This window comes from Celeribacter sp. (genome assembly GCF_048266405.1).
Lineage (GTDB): Bacteria > Pseudomonadota > Alphaproteobacteria > Rhodobacterales > Rhodobacteraceae > Celeribacter.
This window is the reverse complement of the sequence record NZ_JBLWZO010000016.1, coordinates 22,729-47,611: the sequence shown is the minus strand read 5'-3', so window position 1 is coordinate 47,611 and position 24,883 is coordinate 22,729. Positions and strand designations below refer to the sequence as shown.

At 54.7% G+C, this 24,883-nt stretch carries 26 protein-coding genes; 8 read left to right on the top strand and 18 right to left on the bottom strand.

The window, feature by feature from the left end:
• Nucleotides 1-138 precede the first annotated feature (138 nt).
• Genes ACN0TS_RS17205 through ACN0TS_RS17190 form a run of 4 tightly spaced genes read right to left on the bottom strand, consistent with a single transcriptional unit; the run spans nt 139 to nt 4,698 of the window.
• On the bottom strand, nt 139-1,986 hold the full coding sequence (locus ACN0TS_RS17205; RefSeq protein ID WP_004098901.1) for a diol dehydratase reactivase subunit alpha: 1,848 nt from the start codon (nt 1,984-1,986) through the stop codon (nt 139-141).
• Between the two features lie 12 nt (nt 1,987-1,998).
• Complete coding sequence (locus ACN0TS_RS17200) at nt 1,999-2,430, bottom strand: diol dehydratase small subunit (RefSeq protein ID WP_004098899.1); 432 nt, start codon at nt 2,428-2,430, stop codon at nt 1,999-2,001.
• Nucleotides 2,427-3,017: a propanediol/glycerol family dehydratase medium subunit gene (locus ACN0TS_RS17195; RefSeq protein ID WP_004098897.1), complete on the bottom strand. Its 591-nt coding sequence runs from the start codon at nt 3,015-3,017 to the stop codon at nt 2,427-2,429. The genes ACN0TS_RS17200 and ACN0TS_RS17195 overlap by 4 nt, the downstream gene beginning before the upstream one ends.
• A 13-nt stretch (nt 3,018-3,030) precedes the next feature.
• Nucleotides 3,031-4,698, bottom strand: a complete 1,668-nt coding sequence (locus tag ACN0TS_RS17190) for a propanediol/glycerol family dehydratase large subunit (protein ID WP_004098894.1) — start codon at nt 4,696-4,698, stop codon at nt 3,031-3,033.
• A gap of 393 nt (nt 4,699-5,091) precedes the next feature.
• Here ACN0TS_RS17190 and ACN0TS_RS17185 point away from each other — a divergent pair, with 393 nt between their 5' ends.
• From ACN0TS_RS17185 to ACN0TS_RS17170, 4 genes are all read left to right on the top strand, one after another.
• On the top strand, nt 5,092-5,520 hold the full coding sequence (locus tag ACN0TS_RS17185; protein ID WP_004098893.1) for a GlcG/HbpS family heme-binding protein: 429 nt from the start codon (nt 5,092-5,094) through the stop codon (nt 5,518-5,520).
• A gap of 37 nt (nt 5,521-5,557) precedes the next feature.
• Nucleotides 5,558-6,721 carry a 1,3-propanediol dehydrogenase gene (gene dhaT, locus ACN0TS_RS17180; protein ID WP_004098891.1) on the top strand — a complete coding sequence of 388 codons (1,164 nt, stop codon included), beginning with the start codon at nt 5,558-5,560 and terminating at the stop codon, nt 6,719-6,721.
• Between the two features lie 69 nt (nt 6,722-6,790).
• Entirely contained in the window at nt 6,791-7,156 is a 366-nt protein-coding gene (locus tag ACN0TS_RS17175; RefSeq protein WP_004098885.1) for a glycerol dehydratase reactivase beta/small subunit family protein, read from the top strand.
• Nucleotide 7,157: 1 nt separating this feature from the next.
• Complete coding sequence (locus ACN0TS_RS17170) at nt 7,158-7,706, top strand: cob(I)yrinic acid a,c-diamide adenosyltransferase (protein WP_004098883.1); 549 nt, start codon at nt 7,158-7,160, stop codon at nt 7,704-7,706.
• Here the strand turns inward: ACN0TS_RS17170 and dhaR are convergent.
• Nucleotides 7,684-9,609 (bottom strand): dihydroxyacetone kinase operon transcriptional regulator DhaR, encoded by a 1,926-nt coding sequence (gene dhaR / locus ACN0TS_RS17165; RefSeq protein ID WP_004098881.1) that lies wholly within the window; start codon nt 9,607-9,609, stop codon nt 7,684-7,686. The two genes, ACN0TS_RS17170 and dhaR, sit on opposite strands and share 23 nt — an antisense overlap.
• Nucleotides 9,610-9,748: 139 nt before the next feature.
• Nucleotides 9,749-10,849 (bottom strand): glycerol dehydrogenase, encoded by a 1,101-nt coding sequence (locus tag ACN0TS_RS17160; protein ID WP_004098879.1) that lies wholly within the window; start codon nt 10,847-10,849, stop codon nt 9,749-9,751.
• 596 nt (nt 10,850-11,445) lie between these two features.
• Between ACN0TS_RS17160 and dhaK the strand changes: the two genes are divergently transcribed.
• From dhaK to ACN0TS_RS17140, 4 genes are all read left to right on the top strand, one after another.
• Nucleotides 11,446-12,516, top strand: coding sequence for a dihydroxyacetone kinase subunit DhaK (gene dhaK, locus ACN0TS_RS17155; protein WP_004098877.1), 1,071 nt, complete (start codon nt 11,446-11,448; stop codon nt 12,514-12,516).
• Between the two features lie 11 nt (nt 12,517-12,527).
• Nucleotides 12,528-13,160 (top strand): dihydroxyacetone kinase subunit DhaL, encoded by a 633-nt coding sequence (dhaL, locus tag ACN0TS_RS17150; RefSeq protein WP_004098875.1) that lies wholly within the window; start codon nt 12,528-12,530, stop codon nt 13,158-13,160.
• Between the two features lie 16 nt (nt 13,161-13,176).
• The gene (gene dhaM, locus ACN0TS_RS17145) at nt 13,177-14,604 is read left to right on the top strand and encodes a dihydroxyacetone kinase phosphoryl donor subunit DhaM (RefSeq protein WP_004098873.1); all 1,428 of its coding nucleotides are present in this window, start codon (nt 13,177-13,179) and stop codon (nt 14,602-14,604) included.
• Nucleotides 14,605-15,067: 463 nt separating this feature from the next.
• Nucleotides 15,068-16,045 carry an Rpn family recombination-promoting nuclease/putative transposase gene (locus tag ACN0TS_RS17140; protein ID WP_004098871.1) on the top strand — a complete coding sequence of 326 codons (978 nt, stop codon included), beginning with the start codon at nt 15,068-15,070 and terminating at the stop codon, nt 16,043-16,045.
• 261 nt (nt 16,046-16,306) lie between these two features.
• Here ACN0TS_RS17140 and ACN0TS_RS17135 read toward each other — a convergent pair whose 3' ends face one another.
• The 12 genes from ACN0TS_RS17135 to traX form a co-directional block, all read right to left on the bottom strand.
• Entirely contained in the window at nt 16,307-16,585 is a 279-nt protein-coding gene (locus tag ACN0TS_RS17135; RefSeq protein ID WP_004098869.1) for a hypothetical protein, read from the bottom strand.
• Between the two features lie 47 nt (nt 16,586-16,632).
• Entirely contained in the window at nt 16,633-17,364 is a 732-nt protein-coding gene (locus tag ACN0TS_RS17130; RefSeq protein ID WP_004098867.1) for an HNH endonuclease, read from the bottom strand.
• A 1,200-nt stretch (nt 17,365-18,564) separates the two neighbouring features.
• Nucleotides 18,565-19,428: an incFII family plasmid replication initiator RepA gene (gene repA, locus ACN0TS_RS17125; RefSeq protein WP_040118504.1), complete on the bottom strand. Its 864-nt coding sequence runs from the start codon at nt 19,426-19,428 to the stop codon at nt 18,565-18,567.
• Nucleotides 19,421-19,498: a RepA leader peptide Tap gene (gene tap, locus ACN0TS_RS17120; RefSeq protein WP_032489431.1), complete on the bottom strand. Its 78-nt coding sequence runs from the start codon at nt 19,496-19,498 to the stop codon at nt 19,421-19,423. The genes repA and tap overlap by 8 nt, the downstream gene beginning before the upstream one ends.
• Before the next feature lie 231 nt (nt 19,499-19,729).
• Nucleotides 19,730-19,972, bottom strand: a complete 243-nt coding sequence (locus tag ACN0TS_RS17115) for a replication regulatory protein RepA (RefSeq protein WP_000078032.1) — start codon at nt 19,970-19,972, stop codon at nt 19,730-19,732.
• A gap of 131 nt (nt 19,973-20,103) precedes the next feature.
• Complete coding sequence (locus ACN0TS_RS17110) at nt 20,104-20,661, bottom strand: phospholipase D family protein (protein ID WP_040118503.1); 558 nt, start codon at nt 20,659-20,661, stop codon at nt 20,104-20,106.
• A gap of 402 nt (nt 20,662-21,063) precedes the next feature.
• Nucleotides 21,064-21,714, bottom strand: a complete 651-nt coding sequence (locus ACN0TS_RS17105) for a DUF2726 domain-containing protein (RefSeq protein ID WP_040118501.1) — start codon at nt 21,712-21,714, stop codon at nt 21,064-21,066.
• A 5-nt stretch (nt 21,715-21,719) separates the two neighbouring features.
• The gene (locus ACN0TS_RS17100; RefSeq protein WP_040118500.1) at nt 21,720-22,355 is read right to left on the bottom strand and encodes a hypothetical protein; all 636 of its coding nucleotides are present in this window, start codon (nt 22,353-22,355) and stop codon (nt 21,720-21,722) included.
• Between the two features lie 149 nt (nt 22,356-22,504).
• On the bottom strand, nt 22,505-22,807 hold the full coding sequence (locus ACN0TS_RS17095) for a hypothetical protein (protein WP_040118499.1): 303 nt from the start codon (nt 22,805-22,807) through the stop codon (nt 22,505-22,507).
• Between the two features lie 204 nt (nt 22,808-23,011).
• Nucleotides 23,012-23,359, bottom strand: coding sequence for a DUF6404 family protein (locus ACN0TS_RS17090; protein ID WP_040118498.1), 348 nt, complete (start codon nt 23,357-23,359; stop codon nt 23,012-23,014).
• A gap of 19 nt (nt 23,360-23,378) precedes the next feature.
• Nucleotides 23,379-23,972, bottom strand: a complete 594-nt coding sequence (locus ACN0TS_RS17085; RefSeq protein ID WP_040118497.1) for a fertility inhibition protein FinO — start codon at nt 23,970-23,972, stop codon at nt 23,379-23,381.
• A 155-nt stretch (nt 23,973-24,127) separates the two neighbouring features.
• Nucleotides 24,128-24,853, bottom strand: a complete 726-nt coding sequence (traX, locus tag ACN0TS_RS17080; RefSeq protein ID WP_040118496.1) for a type-F conjugative transfer system pilin acetylase TraX — start codon at nt 24,851-24,853, stop codon at nt 24,128-24,130.
• Nucleotides 24,854-24,883 lie beyond the last annotated feature (30 nt).

The following is a 24,883-nucleotide window of genomic DNA, read 5'->3' as shown; positions in this document are numbered from 1 at the left end:
CTGGTCTGACGGCGCTTACTGCTGAATTCACTGTCGGCGAAGGTAAGTTGATGACTCATGATGAACCCTGTTCCATGGCTCCAGATGACAAACATGATCTCATATCAGGGACTTGTTCGCACCTTCCCTAACTTATATTTATCTGTCATCGCAAACCCGGTCATTATCTGTATCGCAGCGATACACGAGTCCGGTTGCCACCGCATTACGCGGGCCTTCCGTTCCGCGAATGTTGCCCTGCCCGGCGACCACACCATAATGGGATAACGCATCGGTGATCATTTGCGGGATTTCGAAGTCCAGCGATGATCCGCCTACCAGCACCACAAAGGCCATGTCACGGATTTCGCCCCCCGGCGAGACCTGCCGCAGAGCCCGCAAGCAGTTGGTCACAAAAACTTTTTCTTTTGCCTGTCGGCGCACCAGACGGATTTTTTCCAGCGAAGTGTGATTATCAATCGGGATCAGGGTGCCGTTTTTGATATACACCACTTTAGCGAACACGGCCGGGCTGAGCGGTTCGCGGAAAAACTCTACCGCCCCATTTTCATGGCGAATACTGAACAGGCTTTCAACTTTGGCGAGCGGGTATTTCTTAATCTCCTCCGCCAGCGTCAAATCGCTTAATCCAAGCTCGGTTTTGATAAGCAGGCTGACCATATTGCCCGCCCCCGCCAGATGCACCGATTTTATCTGCCCTGCTCCATTGATGGTGGCGGCATCCGTGGAACCCGCGCCTAAATCCAGGATAGCCAGCGGTGTGTCGCTCCCCGGTGTGGTGAGCGCCCCGGCAATCGCCATATTGGCCTCCACGCCGCCCACTTCCACACGGGTGTTTAAACGTTGGCTGAGTTCGCGCGCAATGACCTCCATTTGCAGTCGGTCAGATTTCACCATAGCCGCAATGCCCACGGCATTTTCCATCGAGAACTCATTCGCCAGCCCGCCCTGAACCTTGCAGGGAATGAATGTGTCCACGGCAAGTAAATCCTGAATAAAGACCTCATGAGCACCGTGACCGCTCAGGGAAGCCATCACCTGGCGCACCCGTTCCAGCATCCCACCAGCGTGGGTGCCGGGTTCACCGCGAATATCGCAAATTGGGGCACACCCGGCGACCGCGTGCATAATCGACTCGGCTCCACGTGCCACATCCGCCTGGACGGTACGTTTTTCCCCACGCACGGTGATATGCCCCGCCGGGATCACCCGCGATTTCACATCGCCTTTCGGAGTTTTCAGCACCACCGCCGAACGGTTGCCGATAAGCGCTCTCGCCACGGGCACAATCATCCGTGTCTCTTCCGGGGTGAGCGCAAACCAGGTGGCGATGCCATAGGGATTAGACAACAGCGAAATCACCTGCCCGGTCGCCGCCACTTCTACCGCCGCCAGCACGCCTTCGGGTACCTGGTCGATAAGCGTCACTTCATCAACAATCGGCAAGGTACGCTGCAGGCGATTATTGATCAGCACACCATCATCCTGCTGGAGGATCACCGCCACCACGTTGATGCCCCGCGTGAGCGCCTCATTCAGTTGCCAGGCGGCATCCATAAAATCGACCTGATGGTCCACCAGCGGTATCCATCCACTGCTGTATTCTTCGGGCGTCAGCGCGTCCAGATTTTCCAGACGGATCGTGGTTCCAACGCCCAGTCCCTCACCGCCCGGCGTCTGGGGGTTATGACCAATCATCGTCGATTCGGTGATAATCGTTTCGGTAATGGTCTCCATCGCCACATCGCCAATGACCGGCGCGGCCTCATTCAGGCAAATGAGCGCCACATCCTGCTGACTGCGCCCGGCTTTATCCAGCGCCTGCATGAGTGAGCCAATCACCCCGCTGATGTTGTCCCGTGTCCCTTTCGTTCCGGTCGTCGGCACAATTCCGCTGGTAAGAAACCGCAGCCCCTGACTGGTGGACTCAGCCAGGGCGACCTCTGTCGTGGCGTTGCCAATATCAATCCCCGCAATCAATGCCATATCAGCTCGCCCTTATGCTTCTTTTTTACGCAGCTTATCGCGCTGGCGATAGACTTCTGCCGATTCGCGAATAAACGCGGCGTTGATCGTCGCCTGATACTGGTATTCCAGTTCATCGGCAATCGCCAGCAGCTCCTCAGTGGAAGAACGATACGGGCGCAGCGCATTGTAGATTTCGAGGATCCGGCTATCAGGAATGGCAATTAACTCCCCGGCGCGACGCAGGTTGCGGGCGATAGCATGGCGCTGCATCTGTTCTGCGATTTGCGCCTGATACTCCAGAGTTTCTCGTGAGATACGCACATCCTGTGGGCCTATCTTTCCGGCGAGAACATTTTCAAGCGTGATATCGGTAAGCGGTTTTCCGGTCGGCGTCTGGATACGCTCCGGGCAGCGGGTTGCCAGCGGGTAATCTGCGGCCGTCATTGTGGTTTTGGTGGTCATTTTTCCTCCCGGATAATTTCAATATTCAGCGCAACGGGTTTGGCATCCGGCACCACATGTTTTGTCTCTTTGATGTGGAACAATGCCGCCTTCGCCATAAATTTCGGGCGCACCATCTGGTCATTCACCACCGGCACCGGCGAGGGCGATTCTTTACGGGCATAGCGCGCGGCGTTTTTGCCAATCTGACGATAGGTTTCGAGCGTTAACAGCGGAGCCTGAGAAAACAGCTCCAGATTACTGAGCGGCAACAGATCGCGTTGGTGGATAACGGTTGTCCCTTTAGACTGGATACCGATTCCAATCCCCGAGCCGCTGAGATTTGCCGCATCCCAGGACATAAAAGAGACATCCGAGGTGCGCAGGATCCTGACCACTCTGGCATGCAGCCCCTCTTCCTCAACGCCCGCCACCAGCTCTTTGATAATTGCTTTATGCGGCATATCAATGAGGGTTTGATGCTGAAATTTATCAAATGCCGGGCCAACGCCAATGACGACTTCATCGGCACGTTCACCCGCACCGGCAACGCCGTTTTCAACCAGCGTCAGGGTAAAAACCGGGCTCTTTTTCTGTTTCGTTTCCATGATGCAGTTCCCCTTACTCGATGCTGTCAGGCTGGATAACCGTGGCAATGTTTTTGATCTCTTCCCAGCGTTCCGGGGAAATTCGATAGCCCGTACCCGGCCCCTGGTAATCGTTGACATCGTTTACGGCGCTGACCACGTCAAAATCACGGTCGAGGATCGCGGAGGTTTGCAGATAATCCCCGGTCACACGCTGGCGCAGCATATTGAGAATATTGTCGGCCACATCATCAAATCCGTTAACGCTCAGGGCCTTAACAATATCCAGCCCGGTGATATTGCGTTTCATCATCTCTTCCACTGCGCCCAGATCTTCCACCACATTACGCGGCGGCATGTCTTTACTGCCGTGCGCATAGGTCGCCGCCGTCACTTCTTCATCGGTCACCGCAGGCAGCCCCAGTTCACGGAATACGGCCTGTACCGCGCGGGCCGCTTTATTGCGGATGGCGATGGTCTCTTCTTCCGATACCGGACGCAGACCGCCATCGACCATCAGGTCGCGTTGCAGAATGTTGTAATCGTCAAAGTCTTCGGCGTCGAAATTCGACCCGGCAAACATGTTGTCGTAGTTCGGTACGGCGCTATAGCCTGAGAAGATAAAGTCCGTCCCCGGCAGCATCTGCATCAGCGTGCGTGCCGTGCGGCGAATATCAGAGTGGGAGAACGTCTGGTCATTGGCTGAGGCCACTTCCAGGTCGAGCATGGAGGCAATCAGGTTTTCCGCCAGCACCGCACGAATACCGGAAGGTACCGCCCCGGTCATGCCAATGCAGCTTACCGCGCCATTTTGCAGCCCCTGCACCCCGGCACCTTTGGTGATAAAGATGCAGCGCGACTCCAGGTAAAGCATCGATTTGCTCTCGGAATATCCCATCAGCGCTTCCGAGCCTGTGCCAGACGTGTAGCGCATTTTCAGCCCGCGAGACGCGTAGGCAGACGCCAGAAAGGCTTTCGACCACGGTGTGTCATCGCCATCGGTGAACACCGCTTCAGTACCGTACACGGAGACGGTTTCCGCATAGCTGGTAAACCCGCGCATACCCAGCTCCAGTTCGGTGGCTTCTTCCACTGAGCACTGGGTTAATACGCCAGGACGGCCAGATTGCGAGCCCACCAACAACGCCAGGGCATTAAACGGCGCATAGCGGGCAATGCCGACGGTGGTTTCCTGTTCGGAGAATCCGCGGATCCCCGCTTCGGCTGCATCCGCCGCAATTTGCACCGGGTTGTCTTTCAGGTTGGTTACATGGCACTGATTGGAAGGCGTACGCCGCGCGCGCATTTTCTGCAACGCCATCATCATTTCCACCACGTTCATGTGGGCCATCACTTCCACCGCTTTCGCCGGGGTAATGGCGGTGGTGATGTTAATGATTTCTGCCCGCCCCACGTTGATATCCACCAGCATGCGTGAAATCGTCAACGCATCCAGGGCCATTGCGCGTTCTGTCTGTTCAATGTTGATGGCGTAATCGGCGATAAACCGATCAATCATGTCGAAATCGGCACGGGCTTTGCCGTCCAGTTCAACAATGCGCCCGTTTTCGACTTTCACGGAAGATGGCGGGTCCCAGGGGCTACCCATTGCAATCAGCCCTTCTTCAGGCCATTCACCAATCAGGCCATCCTGGTTAACTGGCCGCTTTTCGAGGACTTCGAATCGTTTTGATCGTCTCATTTTGCTCTGGCTCATAAGATTAAAAAATTGTGCCCGGTAGTGCTCTCCGGGTGAGAATTACCGGCAACTTAAAGGACGCAGCGCAATAAAAAAATTAAATAAATTTGGTTTTATTTTGGGACATCTTTTTGTTAATCCGTTTCACAGTGGAACGCATTAAAACAGCCTCACAAATAAATGTGATACACGACCGACGTCAAATCAAAATAGTGCTAAAAAAGCATTTTCTATAAAATCACCCGCCCATTACCCCCTGTTGACTTACGTTCATTAAAAGCAAAAATAACACCAAAGGATTAATGTGATTTTCATCCATTAATCATCCAGCATTTAATTTTTTATTAAATTAACACCACTCCCATTAACACTCTGTGGATGATTTCAGGAGTATGTATGATTAAAAGCCTTCCCCGCGCCACCGTCAGCCTTGCCATGGCAAAAGCGATGACGGCAGCCGCTGAGAGTAAAGCCAGTGAAATCAATGTACCAGTGGTCATATCCATCGTCGATGGCGGAGCAAACCCGCTGATAATGCAGCGAATGGACGAAGCCTTTGTCACCAGTTGTGATATTTCGCTGAACAAGGCGTGGTCTGCCTGCTGCCTGCAACAACCGACGCATGAAATTACCGCAGGCGTTCAACCGGGCCAGTCACTCTATGGTTTGCAGCTTACCAATCAGCAGCGAATTGTTATTTTTGGCGGTGGTTTCCCCATTATTGAAAACAATCAGGTTATTGGCGCAATCGGCGTCAGTGGTGGCACGGTTGAACAGGATATGGAAATAGCCAGGTCAGCGCTCGACTATTTCGACAAGCATTAATCAACTTTATTTCTAACTCAATTTTCTGAGGCTTATTATGAGCGATCGTATGTATGACTTTCTTGTTCCAAATGTGAACTTCTTCGGCCCGGGCGCGGTGTCTGTTGTGGGCGAACGCTGCAAACTGTTGGGCGGGAAAAAAGCCCTGTTGGTGACCGATAAAGGCCTGCGCGCCATTAAAGACGGCGCAGTCGATCAGACCGTAAAACATCTGCGCGAAGCCGGTATTGACGTGGTAATTTTTGATGGTGTCGAACCGAACCCGAAAGACACCAACGTGCGTGATGGTCTGGCGGTCTTCCAGAAAGAGCATTGCGACATGATAATCACCGTGGGCGGCGGCAGTCCTCATGACTGCGGGAAAGGTATCGGTATCGCCGCGACCCACCCAGGCGACCTTTATAGCTATGCGGGTATCGAAACCCTGACCCATGCGCTGCCACCGATTATTGCCGTCAACACCACCGCCGGCACCGCCAGCGAAGTCACCCGTCACTGCGTACTGACGAATACCAAAACCAAAGTGAAATTCGTTATTGTGAGCTGGCGTAACCTGCCTTCTGTTTCCATCAATGATCCGCTGTTGATGGTTGGCAAACCTGCCGGTTTGACCGCCGCAACCGGGATGGATGCGCTGACTCATGCCGTGGAAGCCTATATCTCCAAAGATGCCAACCCGGTGACGGATGCGTCTGCTATCCAGGCTATTAAACTGATTGCGACTAACCTTCGTCAGGCCGTGGCGCTGGGCACCAACATCAAAGCGCGTGAAAATATGGCCTGCGCGTCACTGCTTGCCGGGATGGCGTTTAACAATGCTAACCTCGGTTATGTCCATGCGATGGCTCACCAACTTGGCGGCCTGTACGACATGGCTCACGGTGTGGCAAACGCCGTGCTGTTACCGCACGTCTGCCGCTACAACCTGATAGCCAACCCGGAAAAATTTGCCGATATCGCCACCTTTATGGGCGAAAATACCACCGGGCTCTCCACGATGGATGCCGCTGAGTGCGCAATTAACGCCATTGCCCGTTTGTCCAAAGACGTTGGCATCCCTCAGCACCTGAATGAACTTGGCGTAAAAGAGGCTGACTTCCCATATATGGCGGAGATGGCGCTTAAAGACGGCAACGCGTTCTCTAACCCGCGTAAAGGGAATGAGAAAGAGATTGTTGAGATTTTCCGTCAGGCGTTCTGAAGCACGTCACCAAACCATTCGCGGGCCGCTGTGCCCGCTTTTGTGATTTAACTGACGTGGAGAACGCGTATGCAAAACCCTGGTATTCCCGGCTCACCCGCAGTGCATCTGTTTTACCATCCAGGCCTGCACGACAGCGAAACGCTGCGTCAGATAAGCCTCGGTCTTGAGGAACAGGGTGTACCTTGCCGAACCATCTCCTGTGCTGACATCGATAACGCACTGGCGCTTGCCCATCAGGCCGCGCAGCACTCCGCGCTCCGCACCGGGATCGGCGTTTCCGCCAGCGGCGATACCGTACTGACACATGCCCAGTACCCTGCCGATCGCCCCCTGCGTCACTGCCCTCCTGACAGTGGCTACGCCCGTTTACGTAATCTCGGCGCGAATGCGGGCCAGTTGGTGAAAGTCATCCCCTTTAGCGAGGCGCTATAACATGTATCGCATCTATACCCGAACCGGTGATAAAGGCACGACGGCGCTGTTTGGCGGTAGCCGAATCAATAAAGACGATATCAGAGTAGAAGCCTACGGCAGTGTGGATACGCTAATTTCACTGCTGGGCGTCTGTCATGCTGCCAACGACGATCCTGACCTGCGTGCCGGGCTGCACCGCATTCAGGAGGAGTTGTTTGTGGTGGGCGCTGAACTGGCCTGCGATGAAAGGGGGATTACTCGTCTTAGCCGCGTTATCGATCAGGCGGATATTAACCGACTGGAACAAGAGATCGACCGCAATATGACCGCAACGGGCCCACTAAAAGCGTTCGTCATCCCCGGCAAGAACCTGGCTTCGGCTTACCTGCATGTGGCGCGCACGCAGGCCCGACAACTTGAAAGGATTCTGGTGGCAATGGACAGAACTGTGCCCCTGCGCGAATCGTTAAAAAGTTACATCAACCGTCTGTCTGATGCGTTGTTTGCGATGGCGCGCGTGGCGGAGTGCCAGCCAGAGGAGAACCTTAATCCTGATGTCGATGCTTGAACTGAGTGACATCAATATCAAACTGCTTCAGTTTACGCCACAGGGTGGTGCGGCCAATATTCAGCAACCGTGACATCTCCTGTACGCGCCCACTGGTCACTCTGGCGGCGTGAATAATCGCTTCTTTCTCTATTGCCGAAATGCTCATACTGGCGGGCATTAATGTACTGTTTCCCGCCACACCGGGGTGTTCGCTGAATAGCCACCCTGGCAGATTGCTTAAGCGGATGTGCCCGTGCTCGCTGCTGATAGCAATATTCTCCACGATGCTGTTCAGCTCAAAATCATTTCCCGGCCACGAATAGGCCACCAGATGCGCCAGCGCATCGTCGTCAACTTTTAGCCGAGATGAGAAACGCCGCTCCAGCGTGCGCAAGCGGCTATGCACCAGCGACGGGATACTGTTCCGCCGTTCACGCAACGGTGGAATACTGATCTCAAACGAGTGTAATGCGTAATAAAGCTGGCGGCTAAAACGGTTTTGTTCCACCAGATTGCCGAGATCCATCGTCGTGGTGGCAATCACTTTAACATCCACCGGAATCAACCGCCGTGCATCCAGACGCGTCACCACACCCTGCTTGATCACCTGAAGTAAAATGGACTGTAGCTCCGGGGCCAGATATTCGATCTTCTCCAGAAAAAGTGTGCCACCGGACGCCAGCTCAAGGCGACTCAGACGCCCGTTCTCTTCTTCCGTTGCCGAACTGCCCATGAAATCTACGCCAAGGGCATTATCAGCATATAACTGGCAGTTAACGGCAATAAACGGGCCCGCCGCCCGTTCGCTTTCGTTATGAATTGCCTGCGCGATTAACTCTTTACCAACCCCCTCTTCCCCGCACATGAGTACCGGGAAATTGCCCCGCGCAGCCTGACGACCAAAATGAATCAACCGCCGGGTCTCCGGATCGTCCGCCGACATCTGAGAAAACGTATGGCTCACCTTACCCAACTGGCTGGTCATTAACTGGCGCATTTGTTCAACCGGATGGAGCAGCAGAATGAAACTGGTTCCCTGCGCTTCGACAATCGGTTTTAGCGTGATGACCGCATCGACAAACTGGTGCTGGCTTTCGAACGTGACTTCGGCATGGCTGAGGGAGCGCGCCTGTTTGGTGGCCCGCCGAAGCAGGGCGGGCAGCGTCACCAGATCGTTAATATTTTTCCCCTGACACGCCTGCGCATCGAGGTGTAATAACCGCGCCGCCTGGGGATTAAGAAACTGTAATATGCCCTGCTCATTCCAGGCCATCACACCGTCATCCATGCTCTCGAGCAGGCCGTACATCTGATTGAGATGGCGGTTAGACTCCGCCAGTAAGCTATCCGTCAGCAACGAATTCCCCACTTCTCTGGCCATCGCCAGGGTCAAAGAGAGATCTGCCACGCCCGAGTCCTCAGCCAGACAACACAGGGCAATCGAGCCAAATAAACGCCCATTGTTATCAAAAATGGGCGTAGAGCAGAATGCCCAGGGGAATAAGGCCTGTTTAAGATGTTGATCGCCCAGAGTTTTTACCGGCTGCCCGATCATTGACGCCAGAGAGAGAGAACAGGTACCAATAATACTTTCCGCGCAGTAACTACCGGCCATGAACCCCAGAGAATCCAGCGCCTCCAGGGTATCCGGGTGGCCGCAGCGGGTCAGAACACAAGCAGACTCATCCAGAATAAACAGGGCGCACGGGCGACCGTCCATATACTCCCAGGCATCCTCCAGCGCCGCCTGGCCGATGGTCAGCAGCGCAGTCTTACGACGGCAGATAGACTGGAACGTCAGCCCCTTAGCCTGATGCGGCGTACTCCAGAATTCGCGCTTCATCATCTTGCCGCAGCGGTGCCAGGACTGGTCAATAAATGACGTCAGGGCCTGTTCGACGTGCTCATTCTGCGTGGTCATAGCCTTATTACTCTCTTCTCTGCCTGCCTGAAAAGGCCGGTCCATAAAAACAACAACCCCCGGCACCGGTAACGGCAACGCCAGGGGAGATCCACAACGCAGGTGGAACGCTGGCCGGATTAGCGACCAGCGGTAATCGTTACTCAGTAGCCAACCATTGTGCGCCCAGGCGATCGGCCGTCAGGATCGCGCCGTAAACGCTTTCCGGGCTCACCGGGAACGGCATATTGTGGATGGTTTCCCCTTCCGCGCAGGTCGCTTTTGCCACCGCGAGGATTTTCTCCTCAATGCCTTCTTTCACGCCCATCTGCGCCAGCGTCATCGGTAAGCCCACTTTCTGGCAGAAACGGAGTACCGTCTCGATTTCTTCCATTGGGCTGTTTTGCAGCACCAGTTGGGCCAGAGTACCGAAAGCCACTTTCTCACCGTGATACAGATGGTGACACTCTTCCAGAATGGTGAAGCCATTGTGAATGGCGTGAGCCGCTGCCAGGCCACTGCTTTCGAAACCAATGCCGCTCAGATAGGTATTGGCTTCAACGATGCGTTCCAGCGCAACGGTAACGACACCCGCTTCGGCTGCCAGACGTGCTTTTTCGCCTTCCGCCAGCAAGGTGTCGTAACACAAGCGTGCAAGACTCAATGCGGCGGCCGTTGACTGACCTCCCGCCATACTGACCGCACGTGCGTCGTAGCAGGCTTTCGCTTCAAACCAGGTAGAGAGTGCATCACCCATACCCGAAACCAGTAATCGTACGGGGGCTTTGGCAATAATCGCCGTATCCATCACCACCATATCGGGGTTTTTCGGGTAGATCAGATACTCTTCAAATTCCCCGGCTTCGGTATAAATAACCGACAGCGCGCTGGTCGGCGCATCCGTAGAGGCGATGGTCGGGATAACCACAACCGGCAGTTTATGGTAATAGCCAATGGCTTTTGCGGTATCGAGCGTTTTCCCGCCGCCAATACCCACCACGCCTTTGCACCCTTTCTGCTGCAAAATCGCGCCAAGGCGATTGATTTCCGCATGGCTGCATTCGCCGTTAAAGCGTTCTGCATGGCAGCTTATGCCGTTTTCATGCAGACCATTCAGTACCTTGTCACCCGCCAGTTTCATGACGAAATCATCGGCAGTCACAAAAAAACTGTCTGCCAGGTTTTTGGCATACTCGCCGAACAACGCAGCTGCATCAGGACCCTGAAGATATTTTGCCGGAGACTGAATAACTTGTAGCATTCTCTACACCCTCACATTGAACTCGTTTCCATGATGACGCCGGGTGACGCTCGCTCCTGTTTATCGCGTTTCCAACGGTAGATTGAGCACGACCGACGCGGTAGCACTCACTGTAGAGCGGGCGCAGAACAAAAAAATGCTTCACTGTTTGGTTCCACATTGGAACGCGATTCAGAAAATAACGTTTCAAAATGGAACATTAACCACGACAAAACATCAGGATTGAGATCAAGGTCTGGATCGCTATCACACAATTCAACGACAGAAAATTCTGTATCACCGCCATTTTGACCCTAATGGGCAAAAAAAAATAGTCTCTGCGACGCTCATCGTCTCCGACGAATACCGAAACACACCTTGAAATATTGTCCGGCTTCTCACTTTTAGCGACAACCCATTAATACCGTTCCAATATGGAACGTTTTCACCTATTTCCGTTCCGACTTGAAACCAAAATCAACAGAGATTTTCTTTTTTACCCGCCAGGGGAGAATCAATTCATCGGCCAGGATACTGGAAACGCCAATACCGCAGCCGAAACCCTACAACGGGCTCACTGACCAGGTGGCCCAATAACATCCAGCGGAGTATGCATAATGAAAAAACTGATTAACCGTGTGGAAGATGTACTGACTGAACAACTTGCCGGGATGGCGAAAGCGCACCCTGAACTGAAACTACACCAGGACCCGGTCTATGTTACCCGGGCAGATGCGCCCGTCGCGGGTAAAGTGGCCCTGCTTTCCGGCGGCGGAAGCGGCCATGAGCCAATGCACTGCGGGTTTATTGGTATGGGGATGCTGAGTGGTGCCTGCCCGGGAGAAATTTTCACCTCTCCGACCCCGGATAAAATGTTTGAATGCGCGATGCATATCGACGGTGGCGAAGGCGTGCTGCTGATCATCAAAAACTACACCGGCGATGTGCTGAACTTTGAAACCGCCACCGAGCTACTCCACGAGAGCGGCGTAAAAGTCACCACGGTGGTGGTCGATGATGATGTCGCCGTCAAAGACAGCCTCTATACTGCCGGTCGGCGCGGCGTGGCGAACACGGTGCTTATCGAAAAACTGGTGGGCGCAGCCGCAGAACGTGGTGACAGCCTTGAAGCCTGTGCCAGCCTGGGCCGCAGGCTGAACAATCAGGGTCACTCTATCGGCATTGCGCTTGGCGCATGTACCGTCCCCGCCGCCGGAAAACCATCGTTTGAACTCAATGATAACGAAATGGAGTTTGGCGTGGGGATCCACGGCGAACCAGGCATCGACCGCCGCCCCTTCACCTCGCTGAACGACACCGTTGACGCCATGTTTACCACCCTGCTGGAGAACGGCAATTACAGCCGTACGTTACGCCAGTGGGACCCGGTAAAAGGCAACTGGCAGGAAGTTACCCAGACCAAACAGGCGCTGCAACAGGGAGATCAGGTGATTGCGCTGGTCAACAACCTTGGTGCAACCCCGCTTTCCGAACTCTACGGCGTTTATAACCGCCTGGAAACACTGTGCGATGACGCCGGAATCACTCTTGCCCGCAGTCTGGTCGGTTCCTGGTGTACCTCGCTGGATATGTCCGGTTTTTCTATTACGTTGCTGAAAGCCGATGCTGAAACGCTCGCTCTTTGGGATGCCCCCGTTCACACCCCTGCCTTCAACTGGGGTCATTAAGGAGATCTGCGATGTCACTGAACAGAAATAACATTGTCGACTGGTTGTATCGCTGTGGAGAAATTTTCACCACCCAGAGCGATTTTCTTACCGGCCTCGACCGCGATATCGGCGACGCCGATCACGGCCTGAATATGCACCGCGGGTTCAGCAAGGTGGTAGAAAAATTACCCTCCATTGCCGACAAAGACATTGGCTTTATTCTGAAGAATACAGGCATGGTGCTGCTTTCCAACGTGGGGGGAGCCAGTGGCCCGCTGTTCGGAACCTTTTTTATCCGCGCAGCCCAGGTTACCCAGGCTCGTCAGAACCTCAGCGTTGAGGAGCTCTATTTGATGATCCGCGAAGGTGCTGACGGTGTGGTGAGCCGGGGGAAAGCCGAACGAGGTGATAAAACCATGTGTGACGTCTGGCTCCCGGTGGCGGATTCACTGCGTCACGCCAGCGAAAACCATTTATCAATGACCGCCGCGCTGGAAGCGGCCTGCGAGGTGGCAGAACAGGCCGCGCAATCCACCATTACCATGCAGGCGCGTAAAGGACGTGCCAGCTACCTGGGGGAACGCAGTATTGGTCATCAGGATCCGGGCGCCACATCAGCGCTGTTTATGGTGCAAATGCTGGCTGCTGCGGCTAACGCGTAATACAGAGGATAAGGCGATGGTAAACCTGGTAATTGTCTCGCACAGTGCCCAACTGGGCCAGGGCGTCGGGGAACTGGCTCGCCAGATGTTAAGGGGTGATAGCTGTAAGCTGGCTATCGCCGCAGGCATTGACGACCCAACCAATCCTATCGGCACCGATCCGATTAAGGTGATGGACGCAATCCTCTCCGTGGCGGATACGGACGCGATTCTGGTGTTAATGGATATGGGCAGCGCACTGTTGAGTGCCGAAACCGCGCTCGACCTGCTGGAACCGGAGGTGGCCGCACGCGTGCATTTATGCCCGGCCCCGCTGGTCGAGGGCGCACTGGCCGCCACGGTCAGTGCCGCCAGTGGCGCGAGCATCGATAAGGTTATCGAAGATGCGCAAAGTGCGCTGCAGGCAAAGCGTGTTCAGCTCGGTTTCCCCGCGCTGGAAGAGTCCCGTAATAGCCTTTCGTCCGCAGAAATCGATGCTTGCGATGCGCAGGCCGAGTCCGTTACGGTGGAGATTAACAACCCTAACGGCCTGCACGTTCGCCCTGCCGCCCGGCTGGTTGAGGGGCTTTCCGGGTTTGATGCGGTGCTACTGCTGGAAAAAGAGGGCAAATGCGTCAAACCTGACAGCATCAATCAAATTGCACTGTTGAAAGTTCGCTGCCACGATCGGGTTCGGCTGGTAGCCAAAGGGCCTCAGGCCGCAGACGCCTTGATCGCATTTCAGGCGCTGGCCGCCGACAATTTTGGCGAACATTGCCAGGCAGACGCTGAGGTTGATAACGCACAACCCGCGCTGACAACGGTGAGTGGACAGGTGCTGCATTACCACCCCATTAATCATCACTTCGATGATCTTGCAGGCGGTACGCAGGAAGAGGAGTTTCGTCGTCTGAAAATAGCGGTAAGTCATACCCTGGACGATCTCATCGACTTAACTCGCCTGGCAGCTGAAAAATATTCGGACGACATTGCCGCCATCTTCTCGGGCCAGCATACCCTGCTTGACGATCCCGACCTGCTGAACAGCGCCAGCGAGACGCTGCGTCAGCGGAAATGCAGCGCCGAGCGTGCCTGGCAAGAGACCATGATGGCCCTCAGCCAGCAGTATCGTGAGCTTGATGATGCCTATCTTCAGGCGCGCTATATCGACGTCGAAGACATTATGCATCGCACGCTGGGGCATCTGACGGATGTGACCGACAACGCCCCTGTTCTGCTACATCGCACCATCCTGATTGCCGATGACATCTACCCGTCCGTTGTGTTGCAACTCGACGCCAGCAACACCGCCGCTATCTGCCTGCAGCACGGCAGCCCATTAGCCCACGGCGCGATTATTGCCCGTCAGGGCGGTATTCCCTGGCTGTGCCAGCAGGGTACCGCCTTTGATAACCTGCACAACGGCGACCCACTCACGTTAAACCGTCTGAATACCAGACAGTAACGACCCGTTCACTCTCTGACACGCGCTGCGCAGTTCACTGTGCAGATGTGTCACACCCTAAGCTCAGGAAACTGTTATGTCGCAATTTTTCTACAATCAACGCGAAAACCTCGTTAATGACGCTATTGGGGTCAGTTTGGAGATCGGAAATTTTTGTACGTTAAGCGCATTATTTAACCAATCTTGGTTCGTAAGGGGTTGATTTTGCGTCAGTGGCTATCGCTTTTAAGTTGTCGCTCTTGCAGTATCGCATTTAGGTTATCCGATTAAGGTCAAACCTCTGAAAATGCCGTATAGCGCGGGAGTACACCCTATTGCTATAGGTAAGTCTGTTCAAAAAACAGGCTTACCGTACAATAATTCTCTATATCCAAACTGACCCCTATATCATCATCTGACTGGCCATTATGTGCTGCTCCTGCCTGTGATAGCATATCCGGGTCATTTTTCAGAGCCAGGGCTGATGAAGAAGAAAAACAGCACACCCACTCCTCACGATGCGACATTCCGGCAGTTCCTGACGCAACCCGATATTGCCCGGGATTTCATGGAATTGCATCTCCCGGCAGAACTGCAGGCCATCTGTGACCTCAGCACGCTGAAACTCGAATCCGGCTCGTTCGTTGAGGATGACCTCCGCCAGTATTTCAGCGACGTCCTCTACAGCCTGAAAACCACCGCCGGGGATGGCTACGTTCACGTGCTCATTGAGCATCAGTCCTCACCCGACAAACATATGGCGTTTCGCCTGATACGTTACGCGGTGGCCGCCATGCAGCGCCATCTGGAAGCGGGCCATAAGAAGCTCCCCCTGGTGATACCGGTCCTGTTCTATACCGGTAAACGCAGTCCGTATCCGTACTCTACCCGCTGGCTGGATGAGTTTGACGACCCAGCGCTGGCAGGCACACTCTACAGCAACGCTTTCCCGCTGGTTGATGTGACCGTTATTCCGGATGATGACATCGCTGGCCATCGCAGCATGGCCGCCCTGACGCTGCTTCAGAAACATATTCATCAGCGCGACCTCGCTGAACTGGTTGACCGTCTGGCGCCCATTTTGCTGGCCGGATACCTGTCTTCATCCCAGGTCATATCACTGGTAAACTATATAGTCCAGGCAGGCGAGACAGCCGACGCCGAAACCTTTGTTCGCGAACTGGCACAGCGTGTGCCGCAACACGGAGACGCACTCATGACCATCGCACAACAGCTCGAGCAGAAAGGTATTGAGAAGGGTATCCAGCAGGGTATTGAGCAGGGTATTGAGCAGGGCATCCAGTTGGGTGAAAAACGGGGTATTGAAAAAGGCCGTTCAGAAGGTGAGCGCGAAGCGACTCTGAAAATTGCCCGTACCATGCTGCAGAACGGCATTGACCGCAGTACCGTGATGAAAATGACCGGTCTGACGGAAGACGACCTGGCGCAGATCCGCCACTAACCATTCTTTCCTGGCACTCCCTGTCTGGCCATCAGCGTAAACGGGCAGGGCAGGGAGACAACCATTCAGACCTAGTCTGAACAGGTTTGTGCGAAAAAAAGCCAGCCTGAAGGGCGCTGGCCAGACACAATTGTAGTCCGTCAAAGGGAAATCCCCGGAGTGTGGGACAGACACAATGCATCCGGTAAGAAGACTGTAGTCTTGGACTGCAGGAATGCCACTGCTGAAATAAAAGAATTATTTCAGCACCCCAGCCACTCATCACATGGACCCGGCTCTCAGCTTCCAGGTTGCCCCACCAAAACAGGTCACCCCGACCATCTGCTCCCAGGTATCCTTCTGCTCCAGCAGCTTCTCCAGCGCATGAAAGTCCGCATGGCTGAGTACAATATCTTCCCGGTCGCCGGGAGACTCCAGAATATACCCCTCAGGTATCCGCGTGGCCGATTCAGCAGCCTGTCGTGAGGATATGCGGTAAAAGGTTTTGATGCATCCTCCGCGAGTGAGGGCATCGAGGAGGATATGTTCGGCAACGCGCATGCAGGGCTCCGGTTAACAGTATTTCGTGTCTGTAAGAATGCCGGCATTCAGCCGGCGGGCCTCATCATGGCGCGAAGTTCTTCAACGGACAACGGCTTTGCCTCATTGCCCCGATGAATCATGGCGTGGCAGTTCGGGCACAACGGGACCAGCTCGTTTACCGGGTCAATCTGATAGTCAGCCCCGAGCGTTCTCAGCGGCCGGATATGATGAACGTGGATGAATCCTTTCCCGTGCTCGCCCCAGGTTTTCTCAAAATCGAATCCGCAGCACTGACAGACAGCACCATGATGTGCAATACAGGCCCGCCGGGCGGCCGGGTCGCGTTCGTATGCATTAACGGTGATGGTTTTTGTAGCACCCTCACTGTAACTGCCGGCAACGGACAGTTCCTCAGGGTACGGACTGGCCGTGAAGTCGGCGTACCAGACGGCGCCCTCTTTTCTCAGAAAGCGTTTTTCCAGCCGGCGCTCAAAATCCTGAATGACCGCGACGTCCGGCGCATCCGGACTGGTGGCCTGCACCATGTTGAAGGTGTACAGGTCGTATCCCCCGAGGATGTAGCCGATATGCTCAACCGCCTGGGTGTAGCCGGGATTCTTTCTGAGTCTGGCGTTGTACTCCCATTCTTCCCGCAGGATGACAGCGCGCTCCTGGTCGCGCTCAACGTCCCATGCCCCGAAGATGACCAGCTGGTCGTCATGATTAATAAAAGACCAGCTCCAGGTCCAGTTACGACAGTTGGCGCCCCGGCTCTGAATAAATTGTTTGCGGTTCATTCTCTGCTCTGTTTCCGTTCAGCTCCGGGCACGTATTTTACATGCATAAGTCTGATATCCCGACTCTGGCGTCAAATAATTCATGGTTCTGAACAGAAAAAGCGAATGAGATAGAAGAAAATGTCACCGATTTTTTAACAGAAAACCAACAATGGCTTTCTGACATTACCCTGCTGGCCTCTCAGTCCTGCTTGAACACGCTTCACTCTCAGGGTATGCCGGGGACGGTTTTAAGATGCGCGTGAGCGCATGGGAGGCGCTATGCGCCGGAGACCCCCGCAGCGAAGCGAGGACGAAAAAAGCATTACGGCTTCAGCCGTAATAATCCCCCACCCTGCTAAGCCCAACCAAACCCGCTGAAAACGATTCAGAAGCTGCTGTGCGCGGTCGGAGTGGTCACGACAAGGCGATAGCCGCAGTCGGGGCGTATCTCCGCGTTAGCGGGCCGTAAGGGCCGCTTACGAGCGTGTATGCCAGAACTCAAAGCAACACTACCTGCAGCAACCACGAAATCTAGTTACAACATCCGTCATTAACAGCGATGCATTACCCCGGCCGCTGGCCGGGGTGGGGCGGCGCTTTTCAGTGGCGGTCAGGCGGGCACAGGTGCTGCTGAAGCGTCAGCGTTCTCCGGTGGTGAGAGGCGAGGTTTCTGCTGTTGTTTAAGTGGTTTCTGACGTGCCGAGGACAGAGCTGGCGCAGTTTTCATGGTATTTACCCGGATGATGTAACTAAATGGTGTGGTATCGCTGAAATGCCCGCCGTAGAGCGGCGGGAGGTACTTTTATGGTGTTTCCGAACCGGCGCGGACGTGAGTCCGCTGCAAGGGCGGGCATTCTCTGAGCCTGTCCACAGGGCAGGCGACGAACAGGTTATGTATTTATAAGAGATAAAGATTATGTATTTAAAAGAAGTACTGAGCAGGGTTTTAAAGGAAACCACGCACTTTGAAACTTCAGCGACTGGCGCTCTGTAAGCATCACGGTTGTAACCTTATGGAAAAGTCCCTTGCAGTTACTGGTGGATAACTGAATTCAGCGACCGGAAGTGACGCCGGTGATAAATTTTCTGGCCATATTTGCGCAGGGAAGCCCGGGATTCAGCCGGGCGAAAGGGAACAGGTGCTCAGATAATAATCTGTGACGGACTGCGGACGTGCGAAAGCCTCCGGCGCCGGCCGGATTTTTTCGGGAAGGAAGGTTATATGGGGACGGTGGCCAGCCGCGTGTAGTTGTTCCCCCGCGACATCAGCATGCGCTCTTTCACGCGACGCTCCAGCTCGCGCTTCATGGCATCGAGCCCCCCGGTAAAGCGCCCGGTGGCGTACTCACGCGTCAGCTGCTGCTTCACCAGGGTAACAATGTCCTGACGGGTTCTGTCCGCGTCACGGCGTGCACGGGCGCGTTTCAGGCCATGTTGTTTACGTTCGGACTGGTAGCTGCGGAACCGTTCGCGCACAAACCGCCAGGCTTTCGCTATCAGCTCGTCCATCTCCAGCGGCTTCAGCCTCTGCTTCTGGCGCTGCTGATTTTCCCACTCCACGCGGCTGCGACGCGCAGCCAGCACCGCCACGTCAGAGACGTCGAGCGCGGAGAACAGTGCAGGCGTGAAGGTGATATCGGTCGGGATGTTGCAGCCAATCTGCGGGTCATATTCGGCCTGGTACGTAATCAGCCCCAGCTCCGCCATAAACTTCAGCGCCCGCGTGGCGCGGGTGATGGACAGATTGCCGGTTTTCGATTCCGTGGCCAGACCGCACTCGATGGCCAGATTGGTGATGGAGCGCTGCACACGGTTGGCCAGCGGGTCATAGTGGAAGCACAGTCCCTGCAGCAGCGCATCAATGGCACGCCGGCGCAGCAGCGGGGGCATACGATGGCGCTTACCCAGCGAACGCACGAACGCCACATGGACGGAAAAATCAAAACGGGACGTGAAGCCTTCGGCTTTCGCCATCAGCTTACGACAGAACGGCAGCGTTTTCTTGCCTTCACGCGGCGTGAACACCGGATTCGGGTTTTTGACCTGCCGGTAATGGGTGAACAGGGTCTGAACGTCAGTCACACCTTCCCGCACTTATGTTGCACGGAAGGAGCAAATGGCACAGAAACAGGTATTGCAGTTTTCTGAGCATAAAACTATACTCCCTGCATAGAGCAACAGCTTCTATACAGTTTAAGTAGGCCCCGTTAATCTTCTCCTCGTCGCCAAACTAGATGAAGATTATCGGGGTTTTTGCTTTTCTGGTCCCAGGTTGATACCTCTCAGAACCAGTTCCCTGCCACCTTACGGCGTGGCCAGCCATCAAAATTCTTTATACGAACAGGAATTTAGCATTCAAAGACAGTTCGATCAAGGAATGTGACTACTCACCTAACAATTCTCGTTTTATGAGCAGCTCTATCGCTTCTGCCTGAGTTAACCCATTCTCCTGACAAAATGCGTCCAGTTTATCTTTGTGAGAATTCTGGATGAACACATTTACAGGTTTATGAGTCTCCCTTTTACGGGATACCGAACGCATTTTCCTCTCACTTACACTAAGAGGCGTACCCTTTCGGTAAGCTCGTTTCGATGAGGAAGTTACTGCATTATCGATCTGCGACATCTCTGCCTCCTCAAGGATCAAACTTGGATCGTTTGCAGAGAATACTACAGATTCCTGAAATCAGCGACTTACTTTATGAACGTAACCCGCGTTGGCGCACGGTTTACGTCCGGGGATCGTTTAAAGCGGTATCAGTACGTCTGTTTCCAGTCCGTTCCCTGCGACCAGCGGGACGACCAGTGCTGCAGATAACGCCCGGCAACAGCAGGGTCATCCCACACGACAAGCACGTTCTCTGAATTGGCGCGATCGGCAGCGCGGGAAAAATTGAACGAACCGACCTCCGTATTGCGGCCATCGGCGATGATCACTTTGTCGTGCAGGATTTTGTATGCATCCACCGTCCGGACAGGAATGCCCGCGCTGACCAGCAGATTCATGGCTGCCCGGCTGGCCTTGTTGCGTTCACCGGTATTGGCTTTGTGGTCCAGAACGACCTTCACATCCACGCCCCGCTGTCTGGCTCTGACCAGCGCGCCGGCCACATCCGGAGACGTGAAGGAATAGCCCATCAGCCGGATTTCCTGTTGTGCGGTCGTAATGGTTTTCAGAACCAGCTGCAGGCCCGTTCCTTCCGGGGAAAACCCGGTCTCGATGTTCGCGGCATAAACGGCCGGAATGGGTGCGCACAGGCTCAGGCTGACCAGTCCGGGCAGACACCATCTGAGGAGAGTACGATTTACTTTCACAGTATTTCCTTCACTGGATGAATTCAGAAACGCCGGGGGCGGGGGAAACTGGTTTTTCCCCGCCTCCGGCGTTGGACAACGACGCCCTGCGGAGGCGTCAGGCTTTTGTGGTATGACGGAACCAGTAGCACTCCGGCCCCTCCTCCCGTGGATGTACTGAACCAAGAAACCAGCCCTTACCGGGCGGAGGAACCAGCTCCCATGCTGAAGCGTCAGACGGGCCATCATCCCATCCGGCACAGAATGCCTCTGTAGCCTCGTCACGCATACTCATCACGAAGCACTCCAGCTTCTGGACGCGCAACCACCACATCAGCTGTGGCGTGGTCTGGCAGCAACTCCGGATTAACGCCGGGTGTGTCCAGTAGCCCCGCGCATCGCGATCAACCTCTACGGGCACAATCATTTTTCGTCCTCCCGGCGTTCAGTATGCGCTGTCGGTAAAGCTGTGTCGGATGCAGATATTTCGTCGGTTTCAGCTTCACGGTATTTCAGAAACTCACTGACTCGCCTGACCAGTTTCTCTGAGTCCCGGTCGCGCAGCAGCGGGATACCCGCCTGCCTCAGAACCTCTTCCAGCAGGATGTCGCGCCTGATACGCTGTTTTTTAAGATGTGAGGCGTCATCAAGTTCAATCGCGCCAACGACAGCAAAGGTGCGGATATCAACAATGACCACGTCGCAGTGCCACTGAGACGCCATGCGGAAGAGTTGCCACCAGGTCCGGGAACGTGGCCGGATGTGGGGAGCGAGTGTGGCAATATCCGCCACCCGGACCTGCGGGCATAACAGCCAGCGCTTACGGCTGGTATGCCTCAGCAGTGCCCGGTAAAAGTGTTGTTCCCGTGGTGTCATGAGCGAGTCATTTCCCACCCAGACCCGCTGGCGACACAATCGCTGCTCTGCCTCCGAGGGGCGAATACCCAGAGCTTTCAGTGACATCAGGACCGGAGATGTCTTCGTTACGGCCCGTCCTTTCAGAAGCAGAACCAGAAACCCCAGCAGACTCAGCACAACAACGGTACTGCCGGCCATCATTAGTATTTTCGCCATGCTGTTTATTCCTTTGCCTCTGCCGGCAGCCTGTCCAGCAATGCGCGGCGAAAGGCGTTCGGCAATCCTCTCCCGGCCAGAACATCGGCAATCAGAGCCGACATGACGGAAATCAGCAGGACGTAGCGCAGGACAAAACCAGTCTGATGCACAAGCTCTGTGGCGGGCATTTCCCGCAGAGCGCTGAAGACCCGAACAGCATCCAGCGGAAATCCCCGGGCAAGAAAGCACAGACCAGCCAGCATCACCGCCGGCGCGTATATCAGCCCCCGGCTGACACCCCGTTGAGCCAGGTCCAGAAGGGCAACCATCTGACGGCGATACACGTCAGCATCCTGCAGAATTTCCCATTCCAGACGGGCCTTTTCATGGCGCGGCAGTATGGCCACCACCTGAATACCGTCGCGGATACTGACCAGCGGTGAGACCTCCGGCTTTCTCATCCGGTCGGTGCGACGGGTGTACAGGGCCAGACCGGCCCAGAACAGCGCAACAGACAACGCAACAGACAACGCAACCAGATAAAACCCGTATGCCCGGGACACAGGAGAAAATAAGAGCATCAGAACCAGCGCCAGCGCGATACCGTATAAATAACAGAATAATTGCTGCTCAGTGCGCAGAATAAAATACCGAAACATATTCGCATTCCTTTTAAATATTAAAATCAACCCACGCGAGTATTACCCATGACATTTTACAGACTGTTTGCAGCAATATACGCAAGGGATTTAAATCCGTTAAATAGTGCACTCAAATATATATTCAAAAATACATCCGGGTACTGATTTCAGTCGTACATAACCGGACAGGTATTATCAGAAACGCAGTCAGCCAGTCTGAATGATGATGAAAACACCCACCCCGTCAGCGTCAGCATCTCTTCCGGCTCATCCGGCGCACACAGCGTCACACTGGTGTCGGTCACACTCTCAATGTCAAAGCCACCCTCATTTATCAGGTAGCGAATCACATCATCCCGGGAGTGAATCAGGCCCGAACCCACCATCCGCAGTACCGAACGTCTTATCATTCTTCGCGCTTGGTCAGACTCGGGCACAGCAGACTCATCTGTCATTTCATCTTTAACCATTATTTACCCTTCTCGTTTAAAATATGATTTCCCGGAGGGAAAAGAATAACAACACATTGAGTGTGCCTTTCAGAAATGAATAATAACCACCGCAGCACGGCCATATATAATGACCGCGCAATAAATTTAATATTTTATTTACTAAAAAGGATATATAACTGTCAGTGCAAGAGTAATCGCCCCTGACAGTATATATTCATTCCGTTACAGGTCTTTCCAGTCAGGTAATTTATTCGCGCTTCGCCGCCAAAGGTGAAACAGCGCCATCGTTAAGCCAAATAATACGCCCGCGATAAGACTGACCGCACAAGCAAACAGAGGACTCATCCCCTGTGGACGCCAGACCATAAAGTACATCAGCAGCCCGTATCCCACGGAGAAACCGCCTGTCATCAAACCGAAAACCTGCCAGAACGAGGCAAACGGCAGCGGGGGGATTTTTACACCCAGCCACCACAGCAGACGTATCAGAGGCGGTGCGTAATTACTTTTCCACATCTTACGGCTGGCCATTATCGCCAGCGCCTTTTGTTTCCGTTCCTTAAAATCCATTTCACACCTCCGTTTGCATTCAGTCAGCCGTCTGGCTCCTCATTCGCTCAGTACGCAGCAGCTCCTTCATCATGCGCTCACTGGCGTACTGAGCTTCCTCTGCCGTAACGGTGGCCACGGCATTGCCCTGCAGGTCATAGCGGGAGGCACCTTCCCGCATCCGGGACAGATAACCCGCCGACCGGGTCAGGCTTTTCAGGCACTTAATCACCTGCTTATGCGACAGCGGCAGGTCGCGGCTCGCAATATCGGCAAACAGCTGTTCACGCATCCCCGTGGCCAGCAGACGTGGCGAGTTGCCGTCAAACAGCTGCGGCCAGAAAGCTTTCAGGGTCATACTGGCCTGCTCCGGTGGCAGCAGCCGCAGATAACGTACCGGAGGCGGAACCTTTGCCGCTTTGACCGGTTCTGCGGCCGCCTGGCGTGCGGCGGCTTCAGCCGCCTTTTTCGCCTGCTCCAGCTTCTCTTTCTTGACCTTCCAGGCGGGCGGCGTCGAGACCACCACGACTTTTTTGCGGCGAACGACGCCCGGCGTGCCTGTGACATCCTTTCCCGTGCTTTCCGCCGCAGGCTTTCGTTTGAGGCTCAGTACAGGGCGTTTTTCTTCACTCATAAGGGGCCACATCAATAAAAACTTCAGGTCTGGGGTATACGATACGCTAACAGCGTCATCGTTTCACCTCACGTTGCAGTGGACACGGCGATGATGTTCCCTTTGTCACACTTATGGGTATTTTCCCCGCTCCCCGGACCTCTGTCCGGTTTTTTTTACATCGTCGCCACTATCCCAAGCACCGCCAGGTGCACGGCATAGAACATCACGAAAAAATGCCGTGGCCAGAATCGCTTCAGATTTTTCCCAACGGAAGAGCACACCATCAGCGTGAGCAGCGCTATTACCACCCCGGCCACCGACTCACTGACATCATTGATATTCATCAGCAACACCATGATGGCCCACAGCGCACCATAAATCAGCCGTTCCGTCGCATGCTGTTCGCGGCACAGCAGCCAGCTGGCGGTGAGCATGCCTACCCCCGCCATGCCGTAACTGCCGGCTGACAGCGGCATCCAGGTTATCAGTAGCCCGACAGCCGGGAGGGTGTAATACCAGGACGGCAGGCTGAACCACCGCAGCATCTGGCCGGTGACGGCAAAGGCGAACAGAATATTACCCGTGTACCACGGGTACCCGATGAGCATAAACGACACCTGGGCGACGAGCGCCCAGCCCCAGAGACTGTTCAGCTGTGACTGGCGTATTTCTCCGTGCCGGGCCAGATTCATCCCCCAGACCAGACCGAACAGCGGAAAGCAGCCCCGGCCCAGGAGACGCATAAGCTCGTTGTTGTGCGCCAACAGGAGTCCGGTGTGGTCAGTGACCATCAGAAGCAGCGCCACCGTTTTGATGATATCCGTCTGCCCGGGCGTCCAGGTCAGGAGAGCCTGCAGCCAGCGGTCTGCCGCACTGAAACGCATTGTGTATGTTGTCATCGTTGCTTCCTTTTTATCCCTGATATTGCT